14 protein-coding genes are annotated in these 12,739 nt (G+C 29.1%); 13 read left to right on the top strand and 1 reads right to left on the bottom strand.

Annotated features, from left to right (window positions below):
- Positions 1-10 precede the first annotated feature (10 nt).
- From aroE to holA, 10 genes are all read left to right on the top strand, one after another.
- Positions 11-817 carry a shikimate dehydrogenase gene (gene aroE / locus SBL15_RS04700; protein WP_107612557.1) on the top strand — a complete coding sequence of 269 codons (807 nt, stop codon included), beginning with the start codon at positions 11-13 and terminating at the stop codon, positions 815-817.
- 1 nt (position 818) lies between these two features.
- Entirely contained in the window at positions 819-1,109 is a 291-nt protein-coding gene (yhbY, locus tag SBL15_RS04705; RefSeq protein ID WP_037536659.1) for a ribosome assembly RNA-binding protein YhbY, read from the top strand.
- A gap of 3 nt (positions 1,110-1,112) precedes the next feature.
- Positions 1,113-1,688, top strand: coding sequence for a nicotinate (nicotinamide) nucleotide adenylyltransferase (gene nadD / locus SBL15_RS04710; protein WP_317955309.1), 576 nt, complete (start codon positions 1,113-1,115; stop codon positions 1,686-1,688).
- The gene (yqeK, locus tag SBL15_RS04715; RefSeq protein WP_037536655.1) at positions 1,678-2,262 is read left to right on the top strand and encodes a bis(5'-nucleosyl)-tetraphosphatase (symmetrical) YqeK; all 585 of its coding nucleotides are present in this window, start codon (positions 1,678-1,680) and stop codon (positions 2,260-2,262) included. The genes nadD and yqeK overlap by 11 nt, the downstream gene beginning before the upstream one ends.
- The gene (rsfS, locus tag SBL15_RS04720; protein ID WP_033080146.1) at positions 2,263-2,616 is read left to right on the top strand and encodes a ribosome silencing factor; all 354 of its coding nucleotides are present in this window, start codon (positions 2,263-2,265) and stop codon (positions 2,614-2,616) included.
- Positions 2,617-3,342 (top strand): class I SAM-dependent DNA methyltransferase, encoded by a 726-nt coding sequence (locus SBL15_RS04725; RefSeq protein WP_107612553.1) that lies wholly within the window; start codon positions 2,617-2,619, stop codon positions 3,340-3,342. It abuts the gene before it with no gap.
- A gap of 43 nt (positions 3,343-3,385) precedes the next feature.
- The gene (locus tag SBL15_RS04730; protein ID WP_259342000.1) at positions 3,386-4,099 is read left to right on the top strand and encodes a helix-hairpin-helix domain-containing protein; all 714 of its coding nucleotides are present in this window, start codon (positions 3,386-3,388) and stop codon (positions 4,097-4,099) included.
- Between the two features lie 70 nt (positions 4,100-4,169).
- Positions 4,170-4,628, top strand: coding sequence for a ComE operon protein 2 (locus SBL15_RS04735; RefSeq protein ID WP_011275624.1), 459 nt, complete (start codon positions 4,170-4,172; stop codon positions 4,626-4,628).
- Between the two features lie 4 nt (positions 4,629-4,632).
- Positions 4,633-6,813 carry a DNA internalization-related competence protein ComEC/Rec2 gene (locus SBL15_RS04740; RefSeq protein ID WP_317955313.1) on the top strand — a complete coding sequence of 727 codons (2,181 nt, stop codon included), beginning with the start codon at positions 4,633-4,635 and terminating at the stop codon, positions 6,811-6,813.
- A 75-nt stretch (positions 6,814-6,888) separates the two neighbouring features.
- Positions 6,889-7,863: a DNA polymerase III subunit delta gene (gene holA / locus SBL15_RS04745; RefSeq protein WP_107612090.1), complete on the top strand. Its 975-nt coding sequence runs from the start codon at positions 6,889-6,891 to the stop codon at positions 7,861-7,863.
- A gap of 118 nt (positions 7,864-7,981) precedes the next feature.
- Here holA and rpsT read toward each other — a convergent pair whose 3' ends face one another.
- Positions 7,982-8,233, bottom strand: a complete 252-nt coding sequence (rpsT, locus tag SBL15_RS04750) for a 30S ribosomal protein S20 (RefSeq protein ID WP_011275628.1) — start codon at positions 8,231-8,233, stop codon at positions 7,982-7,984.
- A 336-nt stretch (positions 8,234-8,569) separates the two neighbouring features.
- Between rpsT and lepA the strand changes: the two genes are divergently transcribed.
- From lepA to hrcA, 3 genes are all read left to right on the top strand, one after another.
- On the top strand, positions 8,570-10,393 hold the full coding sequence (lepA, locus tag SBL15_RS04755; protein ID WP_107612089.1) for a translation elongation factor 4: 1,824 nt from the start codon (positions 8,570-8,572) through the stop codon (positions 10,391-10,393).
- 132 nt (positions 10,394-10,525) lie between these two features.
- Entirely contained in the window at positions 10,526-11,647 is a 1,122-nt protein-coding gene (gene hemW, locus SBL15_RS04760) for a radical SAM family heme chaperone HemW (protein ID WP_107613758.1), read from the top strand.
- Between the two features lie 100 nt (positions 11,648-11,747).
- A complete protein-coding gene (gene hrcA, locus SBL15_RS04765; protein ID WP_317955317.1) occupies positions 11,748-12,725 on the top strand; it encodes a heat-inducible transcriptional repressor HrcA in 978 nt (325 codons plus the stop codon).
- Positions 12,726-12,739: the final 14 nt, after the last annotated feature.

Below are 12,739 nucleotides of genomic sequence, written 5' to 3' on the forward strand. Positions count from 1 at the left end.
TGGATTATTTATGAATTATGCAGTGATAGGCGATCCAATTTCTCACTCTTTATCTCCAATAATGCATAATGCAAACTTTAAATCATTAGATATGCAAGATTCTTATGAAGCTTTGCATGTACGTAAAGAAGACTTCCATAATATACGTAATATTATAGAAGATAAGCATATTGTTGGATTTAATGTAACAATTCCTCATAAAGAGAGTATTATTCAGTATCTTGATGAAATTGATGATCAATCAAAAGCAGTAGGAGCTGTTAATACTGTAAAAATTGTTGATAATAAATGGATTGGTTATAACACAGATGGAATTGGCTATGTTTCAGGTCTCAAACAAATATATCCTGATTTAGCTAATGCTTATATTCTTATTCTAGGTGCTGGTGGCGCAAGTAAAGGAATTGCTAATGAACTTAATAAGATTGTTCAACCTAAATTAACAATCGCAAACAGAACGATGAGTAGATTTGAATCATGGGATATGAATATTAATGCTATTTCATTAGACCAAGCTGAAAAATATTTAGATGAATTTGATATTATCATCAACACAACATCAGCAGGACTAGATAATAACGACGACACTGTTATAAAATTAGACAATCTATCATCTAGCACACTAGTCAGTGATATTATTTATATTCCATATAATACTAAGTTATTAAAGGAAGCTGAACTTAAAGGTAACGTGATTCATAATGGTTTAGATATGTTTATAAATCAGGGCGCTGAAAGTTTTAAAATATGGACGGGAAAACAACCAAACTTAAAAGAAATGAAAAATACAGTATTAAGTAAATTACAAGGAGTTTAATATGTTAACAGGAAAACAAAAAAGATATTTAAGAAGTTTAGCTCACAATTTAGATCCTATTTTTCAAATTGGTAAATCAGGTATTAATGAAAATATGATTGCTCAAATCGATGATACACTTGAAAATAGAGAATTAATTAAAATACACGTGTTACAAAATAATTTTGATGATAAAAATGAATTAGCGGTAGCGTTAAGCAATGCAACTAAAAGTGAAATTGTACAGGTGATTGGATCTATGATCGTAATATATAGAGAATCAGTTGATAATAAAGAAATTACATTACCATAAGTTATGAATAAAAAAACAATAGTTCTCTATGGGGGTCAATTCAATCCAATACACACTGCACACATGTTAGTTGCTAATGAAGTTTATCATCAACTTCAACCAGATAAATTTTATTTCCTACCAAGTTTTATGGCACCTTTAAAAACTCACGATGAATATTTAGATGCTAAATATCGTATCAAAATGATAAATTTAGCAATTAATGAATTAGGTTTTGGTGAAATTTGTGACATCGAACTTAACAGGAGAGGCCAAAGCTTTACTTATGATACGATAAAAGATTTCGCAAAAAATGAAAAAAATGCTAAGATTTATTTCATTATCGGAACTGATCAGTATAAGCAACTAGATAAATGGTATGAAATTGATAAATTAAAAAAACTAATCACGTTTGTAGTTGTTAACAGAGATGTTAACTATCAAGAAATAGAAGATTCAATGATGGCAATTCAAATACCGAGAATGGATATTAGCTCTTCATTAATTCGAAATCGTATAAAAAATAAACAACCAATAAATATCTTGGTTCCTCCTAGTATTCACGACTATATAAGAGAGGAAGGATTTTATGAAAATTGATAAAGCTATTGAACTTATTAAAGATAAACTACCTGAAAAACGATTCAAACATTCGTTAAGAGTAGCTGAAACTGCTGTAAAATTAGCAGAAATTTATGATGGTGATAAAGATAAAGCTAACTTAGCTGGTGTATTACATGATTATTGCAAATACGATGATTTAAGTACTATGTATCAAATTGTTAGACAGCATGATTTAGATAGTGAATTATTAAGTTATGGTGGGGAAATCTTACACGGACCTGTCTGCGCCGCTATAATGCGCTCGGAATTTGGAGTCGAAGATGAAGAAGTCTTACTAGCAATTAAGAATCATACAACTGGACGTAAAGAAATGACTAAAACTGAAAAACTTGTATTCATTGCTGATTATATTGAGCCAGGGAGAAAAACCCCAGGAGTTGAAGAAATAAGAGATATGGCATACAATCAAGGTAGCTTAGATAAAACGATTTATGAAATTTCTAAGCGAACGGTACTTTTCTTAATCAGTAAGGATATTACAGTTTATGGCACAACGATTTCATGTTTAAACTATTATAATTATAGTGATCAAAGAATAAAGGATGATTAAATGAATTCAGAAGAATTATTAAATATTGCTGTCGATGCGACAGAAAACAAAAAAGCAGAAGATATTGTTTCTCTAAATATGAAAGGCATCAGTGATATGACCGATTATTTTGTGGTTTGTCACGGTAATAATGAACGTCAAGTTCAATCAATTGCTAGAGCAGTTAAAGAAGCTGCACATGAACAAGCTATTGATGTTAAACGTATGGAAGGGTATCAAAGTGCCAGATGGGTTTTAATTGATTTGGCAGATGTAGTTATTCATGTCTTCCATAAAGACGAACGCAATTATTATAATATTGAGAAGCTATATCAAGATGCACCAATAGAATCATATGGTCAGGTTGCTTATTAAATGTCCCAATATGTTGAAATGAGTCAAGTATATGATCAACTTACACAAGACCAACCTTATGATAAATGGTTTGAGATAGTACAACATTATTCTCAAAATTTCAATCATAAGCCTAATATTCTTGACCTTGGTTGTGGGACAGGCAGTTTAACTGCTCAACTTAGTACTATTGGTTCGGTTACAGGAATGGATTTAAGTACTGATATGCTAGCCATTGCTGCAAACAAATCTAATCAAGTATCATGGTTAGAGGGAGATATGACCGATTTTTCATTTAATAATGAATTTGATGTAATAACAATATTTTGTGATTCACTGAATTATTTACCTGATATAGAAGATGTAAATAAAACATTTATAAATGTTTTCAATCATTTATCAGAAAATGGCGTTTTTATATTTGATGTTCACACTATTTATAAGATGAGTACGTTGTTTCATAATCAATGTTATATTGATGAAAATGAGTCAACCTTTTTAGCATGGGAAGCCATTGAAGGTGATGAACCTTTTAGTGTTTATCACGAAATGAGTTTCTTTATAGAGGACAATAATGGTACTTATCAACGATTTAATGAATCTCACTATCAAAGAACCTTTGAAAAAGAAACTTATATAAACATGTTAAATCAAATAGGTTTTAAAAACATCGAAACATTTATTGACTTTAACCGAAATAATCACGATGATCATGGTGAGCGCTTGTTCTTCGTAGCTTCTAAATAAATAAAGTAAACTCATCTCCTTAAACGTTTATACATATAAGGAGATGAGTTTTTTGTTTAAAGATAAAAAAGAATTATTATATGTTATTAAGCAATGGAAATTTCAATTAAGTATCACTTTATTAGTGATTATATCTATAGCTTTATTTCTAATTTATTCGAAATCAGATGAAGACACAAATGATACTAAACCTATTGTTACATCTCATGTAAACTCTAATCAAAAAGGAAAAAATCATGATGTGTTGAAAAATGATGATAAAAATAATAAGAAGATAGAATCAAATACAATTCAAAATGGAGACGAAATAGTTTTTGTAGATATTAAAGGTGCAGTAGAACACCCAAATGTTTATAAAATGAAAAGTTCAGATCGAATAAAAGATGTGTTAGATAAAGCTAAATTACTTACTAATGCGGATTTAAGTCAGGTCAATTTATCTGAAAAGTTAACAGATCAAAAAATGATATATATTCCCTCTACTAATGAAAATAAAAATCGCATAACCCAAAATGACGATAATAATAAAAGTGGCCATAGTAAATCTTTAAATTCATCATCAACTAATAAGGTGAATATAAATACTGCAAGCGAAGCAGAATTATTAAAAATCCCGGGTGTTGGTCCTACTAAAGTAAGAGAAATTATTGATTACAGACAAAAAAATAATACGTTTAATTCAATAGAAGATTTGAAAAATATTAAAGGTATTGGTGATAAAACTTTTGAAAGAATTAAGGAATATATAACAACTTAATATTGATTATTGGCTTCTAATTAAGGATACTTTATAATATTTATAACAATTACGTATTGGAGTGAAGAAAATGGAAAGATTGAAATGGGATGAATACTTTATGGCACAAAGTCATCTATTAGCTTTGCGCTCAACTTGTCAAAGATTGTCAGTAGGGGCAACAATCGTCAAAGACAATAGAATTATTGCTGGAGGTTATAATGGGTCAGTAGCTGGAGAAGTTCATTGTATTGATGAAGGATGTTTAATTGAAGATGGCCACTGTATTAGAACCATTCACGCCGAAATGAATGCTTTATTACAATGTGCTAAACAAGGTGTATCGACTGATGGAGCTACTATATACGTTACTCATTTCCCATGCCTTAATTGCACAAAATCTATTATTCAGGCTGGTATTAAACAAATATACTATGCTGAAGACTATCACAATCATAAATACGCACTAGAACTTTTAGATCAAGCGGGTATTGATTATAAAAAAATACCATTTTCAGCACAAAATGTAGCTCGATATTTGACTAACTAAATATATGATATTTTATGCATTATCTTTTCTATCAGGTATTTTATGGATACATATAAAATGGGTTTCCTTTCTTATTAATCTATTGTTAATTATTATCTCGCTACAAAAGAGATTAAAGTTACTACATATTTTCATTTTGATTATTTGTTTATTTTCCGGCTTAACTTTAGAACACTTTCACAATGAATATAATTTAAATAAAGATGAATTTCTTAAGTCAAATTCTAATATATCTACCGAAGTTCAATTTGGTTCCAAGATAGAGAAACAAGATAGACAACTAAAAGGTATATTTGAACTTAGGCATCAACCTTTTGTGTATTACCTTTATTCTAATAATCTAAAAGAAAAGGATCTAGAAAATAAATCTTGTGTTATTAAAGGCAAGGTAATTAGTGTTTTAAATCATACTCCTTATGTCTCTATAAGTAATATAGACTTAAATTCATGTCATATTACTAAAAGTAAAAATATAATTGAAAAACAAAGAGACTTTATTATTAAAAAATTAAACAATTCAAGTTTATCTCATCCTGAATATGTTATCGCTTTAGTAACTGGAGATGTAAATGGAATCAATACTGATTTCATTGATAAAGTAAAAGATATCGGTATCTACCATTTATTAGCCGTTAGCGGATCACATATTGCAACAATTTCATTTCTCATTTATCAAACACTTGTAAGATTAAACATTCCTAAAGTAATTATTAACGGTTTAATCATCTTATTTTTATCAATATTTGCATATTATACTGGATTTGCACCAAGTGCACTAAGAGCAATTTTAGCAACAACTACTGTCATACTTATTTCAAATAAAACAAAAATAGCTTCTATTGATATACTAGGTCTCATATTTTTAGTTATGATTATTTTCAAGCCTGATTATCTATATGACATTGGTTTCCAATTTTCATTTATAATCTCATTTTTTATTATTATTTCATTTCCTCTTATAAAAAAATTAACTTTCTTTAAAAATATTTTCGTACTTACATTTATCGCACAACTCTCTTCAACTATAATTTCAATCTATCATTTTAACCAAATTCAATGGATAGGGTTACTATCCAATCTCATTTTTGATCCATTTTATAGTTTTATCATTTTTCCATTAGCCATATTTTTATTCTTTGCTTATCATTTTGTAAGTGATATGACATTGATAAATTTAGTTTTTGACAAAACATATATAGTTCATAACAAACTTTTGGATTTATTTTTAACTTTTAAATATTATCAAATTTTTATAGCACCTAAATCTACAGTAGAATTTTCTATTTTCGTATTATTGATAGTACTCATTTATATCTCTTTCTGTTATAAAAAATTGAAAATTCTGTTTTTATTAATTATCGTGTTTATAGTTTTATGTGTTTTTAACGTTCGACCAAATGTTAGCACGATAACCTTCTTTGATGTTGGTCAAGGGGATAGTCTTATCTTTCAAACAAGGAAACAAGAAACTATCATGGTTGATACCGGTGGTAAAGAGGTTAAAATAGGTAATATTGATAATCATAATATTGCTAAGTATCATATTATACCAACATTAAAGAAAAAAAGAATTACAAAAATTGATCATCTAATTATTACTCATCCGCATGCCGATCACATTGGTGAATTACCATATATCGCCCAACACATTAGAATCAAAAAGTTATATATTAACTTATATAGCTATTCTGAAATAGAATTAATAAAAATAAAACGTTTATGTAAGATTAATAATATTGAATTAGTAGATGCTACAACGATACAATTTATTCAACTAAATAATTCTAAAATTTCATTTTTACATGGAGATATTCCCAACAGTAATGATAAAAATGAACATAGCATCATTTTACTTATTCAATATCAAAGATACAAAATGCTTTTAATGGGAGATGCAACAAAAAATAATGAATCAAAATTAATGAAATTATATCAATTACCAAAAATTGATATACTGAAAGTTGGTCATCATGGAAGTAAGACTAGCAGTTCTGAATCATTTATTAACTTAACAAAGCCAACAATAAGTATCATTTCAAGTGGTAAAAACAATAAATATCACTTACCTAATCAAGAAACGTTACAAACGCTAAGATCTACAAATAGTTCAATCTTAAACACACAAGATGTTGGAGAAATAACGATAGACTTAGACCATGCTTTAGATATAAAATTTAAAAATTAGTTATTTAGCTAGAGCGGCTTTAAACAGACGTGGTATAATTAGAAATGTTTGATATTTGAAAGGGAGTTCACAATTATGGCAAATAACATTACGGCAATATATGGTGAAGTGCCTGAATTAGTTGAAAAGAAAAGTAATGAACTGACAAATTCATTTTTAAATGAAGATAAAGATGATTTTAACTATATTAAATATAATCTTTATGAAACTGATATGTCTACAGTTATTGAAGAAGCTTTAACTATGCCTTTTATATCTGAGAAGAAAGTCATAGTTGTTAAAAATGCATTCATGTTTACTGGTGAAAAAGTTAACAAAGATATTACACCAAATAATGAACAAGTTATTGAATTCTTAGAAAAGTACGATGGTGAAAACTTAGTCATTTTTGAAATATATAGCAATAAATTAGATGAGAGAAAGAAATTAACTAAAACATTAAAGAAAACTAGTAAACTTTCAAAAGTAGAACAAATGTCAGAACAAGAAATTAAATCATGGATACAAAATCAGTTACACGAGAATTACAAAGATATAAAACAAGATGCATTAAATCTGTTTATAGAATTAACTGGTGTTAACTTTAATATCGTTTCTCAAGAATTAGACAAAATTTCTTTATTCCTAGGTGATAGAACCACTATTACTAAAAATGATGTTAGTTTAATAATAAATAGAAGTTTAGAGCAAAATGTTTTTCTTTTAACAGAATTCATTCAAAAGAACCAGAAAGATAAGGCTATACAATTAGTAAAAGATTTAATAATTATGAAAGAAGAACCTATAAAATTACTGGCGCTTATTACAAGTAATTATAGATTATATTATCAATGTAAAATTCTTGCTCAAAAGGGCTATAGTATCCAGCAAATTGCTAAGACCATAAATGTTCACCCTTATAGAGTTAAACTAGCATTAAATCAAGTACGTCATTACGAGTTAGGTCAACTACTAAATATTATTAATAACTGTGCCGAAACAGATTATAAACTAAAATCTTCATATATGGACAAACATTTAATTCTTGAATTATTTATTTTATCACTTTAAATATTAATCAGATTCAAATATTTAAATTAAATCAGTGATAAACACATAATTAATATTATATGGGAATTTGTCTAACAATAAAAAAAGCACGGAACATTGTTCCGCGCTTTTTAACAAATTATTTACTTGAAGACATTAATTGTGATTTAATGCGATCAGCTTTATTTGAATGAATTAAGTTACTTTGTGAAGCTTTATCAACTGATTTGATAGCGAAGTTAACTAATTCAGCTTTGTTATCAGCATTATTGTTGATTGCTGTTTTAGCATTTTTCACAGCAGTACGCATAGCGTTTTTTTGTGAAATATTACGAGCTTCAGCGTTTTCAGTTGTTCTAACACGTTTAATAGCAGATTTAATATTTGGCATTACTGTCACCTCCTAAAAGTGATCTTAAGCATATCAAATTTTATTTTGATTACAACAAGAAATATTTTATCAAAACATACATATTTGTGCAATCATTAATTAAGTATAGTGTAATTAAAATCTGAATTAAATCATAATTACTGTTGGAATGCACTCTTTAACACTTTATAATTAGTATGTAATCCAAATGAAAATGTAATGTAAGTAATGCATTTTTAAGTTTATGCTTAAATTTTTAATAGCACAATTACGTTTGCAATTAAGCATTAAAAACGTTATTATATCAAAGATGTATACATATACGGGCTAATTTTATGAAAGCGAGAATGATAGGCTATGGATATGCAAGAACGCTATAACAGAAGAGAATATATACGAAATTTTTCTATTATTGCTCATATTGATCATGGTAAATCAACATTAGCAGATAGAATTTTAGAAAACACTAAATCTGTAGAAACAAGAGAAATGCAAGATCAATTATTAGATTCAATGGATCTTGAAAGAGAACGAGGCATCACAATTAAATTAAATGCTGTGCGATTAAAATATGAAGCAAATGATGGTCAAACTTATACATTTCATTTAATTGATACACCAGGGCATGTAGACTTTTCATACGAGGTTTCACGATCTTTAGCAGCATGTGAGGGTGCAATATTAGTAGTGGATGCAGCACAAGGTATTGAAGCACAAACATTAGCAAACGTATACTTAGCACTTGATAATGATCTAGAATTATTACCTGTGGTAAACAAAATTGATTTACCTGCAGCTGAACCTGAAAGAGTAAAACAAGAATTAGAAGATGTAATTGGTTTAGATCAAGACGATGTAGTACTGGCAAGTGCAAAGTCAAATATTGGTATTGAAGATATTTTAGAGAAAATTGTAGAAGTTGTGCCACCACCTGAAGGTGACCCTAGTGAACCATTGAAAGCATTAATTTTTGATTCAGAATACGACCCTTATAGAGGTGTTATTTCATCAATACGTGTGATGGAAGGTGTTGTTAAAGCTGGTGACAAAATTAAAATGATGGCTACTGGTAAAGAATTTGAAGTTAGTGAAGTAGGCATTAATACTCCTAAACAACTACCTATCGAAGAACTAACAGTAGGTGATGTAGGGTATATTATTGCAAGCATCAAAAATGTTGATGACTCACGTGTGGGTGATACTATTACTCATGATAATAGACCAGCTGAAGCACCATTAAAAGGTTATAAAAAAATGAACCCAATGGTATATTGTGGTTTGTTCCCAATTGAAAATAAAGACTATAATGATTTAAGAGAAGCGCTTGAAAAATTACAATTAAATGACGCTTCATTAGAATTTGAACCAGAATCTTCTCAGGCTCTTGGTTTTGGTTTTAGAACAGGTTTCTTAGGAATGCTTCACATGGAAATCATTCAAGAAAGAATCGAAAGAGAATTTGGTATTGAATTGATTGCTACCGCGCCATCAGTAATTTATCAATGTATTATGAAAGATGGATCAGAGGTCACAGTAGATAATCCGGCTCAAATGCCAGAAAGAGATAAGATTGACTCAATTTATGAACCATATGTGAAAGCTACAATGATGGTTCCAAATGATTACGTTGGAGCAGTTATGGAGTTATGCCAACGTAAACGTGGACAATTTATTAATATGGATTATTTAGATGATATTAGAGTTAATATCGTATACGAGATACCACTTTCTGAAGTTGTTTTTGATTTCTTTGATCAACTTAAATCCAACACTAAAGGTTACGCTTCATTTGATTATGAATTTATTGAAAATAAAGAAAGTAACTTAGTGAAAATGGACATCCTACTTAATGGAGATAAAGTTGATGCTTTAAGCTTTATTGTCCATAAAAACTTTGCATACGAACGTGGTAAAGCTTTAGTTGAAAAATTAAAAACGCTTATACCACGTCAACAATTTGAAGTACCTGTACAAGCAGCTATTGGTCAAAAAATTGTTGCAAGAACAAACATCAAATCAATGGGTAAAAATGTATTATCTAAATGTTATGGTGGGGATATTAGCCGTAAACGTAAGTTACTTGAAAAACAAAAAGCAGGTAAGGCTAAAATGAAAGCCGTTGGTAGTGTTGAAATTCCTCAAGACGCTTTCCTAGCTGTACTAAAAATGGATGATGAATAGAACATAAAAGAGGTCGAGACGAATATAAATTGGTAGAAATCATAGCAATAATGAATATTATTGATAAAAAAGCTACTAACTTATATTACAAAGTCTCAATCTCTTTTTTAAGTTATAAAAAGGGGTGTAACATTGGAAGTTAAAAGTGCGTACATACACATACCTTTTTGTGTGAGAATTTGTACTTATTGTGATTTCAATAAATATTATATTGATAAACAGCCAGTAGATGAATACATTGATGCCTTAATAAAAGAAATGTCATTTAGTAAAACAAAAAAACTAGAAACAATGTACGTTGGAGGAGGCACGCCAACTGCACTAAGTGAAAAGCAATTAGAACGTTTATTACAAGCGATAAATTCAAAATTCTCGATAAATAGCGAATTTAGTTTTGAAGCAAATCCAGATGAACTTACTTTAAATAAAGTTAAGTTACTTAAACAGTATGGTGTTAATCGAATTTCAATGGGTGTGCAAACGTTTAAACCTGAGTTGTTAGAAATATTAGGACGAACACATAATACTCAAGATATCTTTAATGCAGTAAATAATGCTAGGAAAGCTGGTATTAATTCAATAAGCCTTGATTTAATGTACCATTTACCTGAACAAACGATAGATGATTTTGCAGATAGTTTAAACCAAGCAATTAATATGGATATTGACCATATTTCAAGTTACGGTTTAATACTTGAACCAAAGACACAGTTTTACAATATGTATCGTAAAGGAAAATTGAAATTACCGAATGAAGACTTAGGCGCTGAAATGTATCAATATCTAATGAAAACATTAAATCAAACCGACTTTAAACAATATGAAATTTCCAACTTTGCTAAAACTAATCATGAATCAGATCATAACAAAGTGTATTGGTTTAACGAGGAATATTACGGATTTGGAGCAGGTGCAAGTGGATATGTTGAAGGTGAACGCTATACAAATTTAAATCCAGTTCGCCACTATATTGATGCTATTAATAATGGAAAACGACCTGTTTTAACCTCTAGTTATCCAACCTTGAACGAAAAGATGGAAGAAGAAATGTTTTTAGGCTTGAGAATGAATCAAGGGGTCAATCGTGAACGTTTCGAGTTAAAATTTGGTCATTCATTAGATGACATATTTGGAGAAACAATATTTGATTTTAAATCAAAACAACTTTTGGTTGAAACGGACGGAAACATCTCACTTACTGAAAGAGGAAAGGTTATAGGTAACGAAGTATTTGAAGCTTTCTTATTAAATTAATAAAAATCCAAAAAGTAAGGCTTTAACGTTGACTTACTTTGACCAATTTGATAAATTATAATTAGCACTTAGGACAAAAGAGTGCTAATGAGGTGAAAACATGATTACACAAAGACAATTAAGCATTTTAAATGCAATTGTTGAAGATTATGTTGATTTAGGACAACCTATAGGTTCTAAAGCTTTGATTGATAGACATCATTTAGATGTCAGTCCTGCAACAATAAGGAATGAGATGAAGCAACTTGAAGATTTGAACTTTGTAGAGAAGACGCATTCTTCTTCAGGGCGTTCACCTTCCGAAGAAGGGTTTAGACTTTATGTCGATCAATTGTTAAAACAAACCTCTCGTCAAAATAAAAATAAAATACAACGTTTAAATCAACTATTGATTGAGAATCACTATGATATTTCTTCAGCATTAAGCTACTTTGCAAATGAGTTGTCAATGAAATCTCATTATGCAACATTAGTTGTACGTCCAAAGCATAGTGAAGAAATGATTAATAATGTTCATTTGATTAAAGCAAATGATTCAATCATGATTTTAGTAATTATTTATAATTCTGGTCATGTTGAGCATTTTCACTTGAATTCTTCACTTGAGTTATCATCCGATAGATTAATCGCTATTTCTAATTTTATTAGTAACAATAATTTAGAAATGAGCGCCAAACTATCAAATAAAATAAATTCTTTTGCTAGCTCGAATGAAGAGAAACAATTTATTAATGACATTGTTAAGATGATAAATTCTCATATTAGCAAACAAAGTAATAGCATTTTCTTAGGTGGAAAGGTTAAACTAATTGATGCGTTAAATGAATCAAATGTTTCATCAATTCAACCAATTTTACAATATCTAGAATCTGAGAGAATCACTGAATTGCTCCAGACAATTACAACAAATGATATTAACGTTAAGATAGGAAAAGAAATTGATGAAAGTCTTAGTGATATATCCATTGTAACGAGCCAATATCACTTCGACAATTCATTAAAAGGTCAAATTGCGGTTATTGGACCTACAGCGATGCGTTATCAGAATGTGATTCAATTACTTAACCAAATATGGTGATTTTAATTGTAATT

Origin of the sequence: Staphylococcus sp. NWU MKU2 (assembly GCF_033283605.1) — a bacterium.
In the GTDB taxonomy this organism is placed as follows: Bacteria; Bacillota; Bacilli; order Staphylococcales; family Staphylococcaceae; genus Staphylococcus; species Staphylococcus haemolyticus.

Coding starts and splice junctions, on each gene's coding strand:
- aroE (WP_107612557.1), top strand. CDS start 11: ATGAATTATGCAGTGATAGGCGATCCAATTTCTCACTCTTTATCTCCA.
- yhbY (WP_037536659.1), top strand. CDS start 819: ATGTTAACAGGAAAACAAAAAAGATATTTAAGAAGTTTAGCTCACAAT.
- nadD (WP_317955309.1), top strand. CDS start 1,113: ATGAATAAAAAAACAATAGTTCTCTATGGGGGTCAATTCAATCCAATA.
- yqeK (WP_037536655.1), top strand. CDS start 1,678: ATGAAAATTGATAAAGCTATTGAACTTATTAAAGATAAACTACCTGAA.
- rsfS (WP_033080146.1), top strand. CDS start 2,263: ATGAATTCAGAAGAATTATTAAATATTGCTGTCGATGCGACAGAAAAC.
- SBL15_RS04725 (WP_107612553.1), top strand. CDS start 2,617: ATGTCCCAATATGTTGAAATGAGTCAAGTATATGATCAACTTACACAA.
- SBL15_RS04730 (WP_259342000.1), top strand. CDS start 3,386: ATGAGTTTTTTGTTTAAAGATAAAAAAGAATTATTATATGTTATTAAG.
- SBL15_RS04735 (WP_011275624.1), top strand. CDS start 4,170: ATGGAAAGATTGAAATGGGATGAATACTTTATGGCACAAAGTCATCTA.
- SBL15_RS04740 (WP_317955313.1), top strand. CDS start 4,633: ATGATATTTTATGCATTATCTTTTCTATCAGGTATTTTATGGATACAT.
- holA (WP_107612090.1), top strand. CDS start 6,889: ATGGCAAATAACATTACGGCAATATATGGTGAAGTGCCTGAATTAGTT.
- rpsT (WP_011275628.1), bottom strand. CDS start 8,233: ATGCCAAATATTAAATCTGCTATTAAACGTGTTAGAACAACTGAAAAC.
- lepA (WP_107612089.1), top strand. CDS start 8,570: ATGGATATGCAAGAACGCTATAACAGAAGAGAATATATACGAAATTTT.
- hrcA (WP_317955317.1), top strand. CDS start 11,748: ATGATTACACAAAGACAATTAAGCATTTTAAATGCAATTGTTGAAGAT.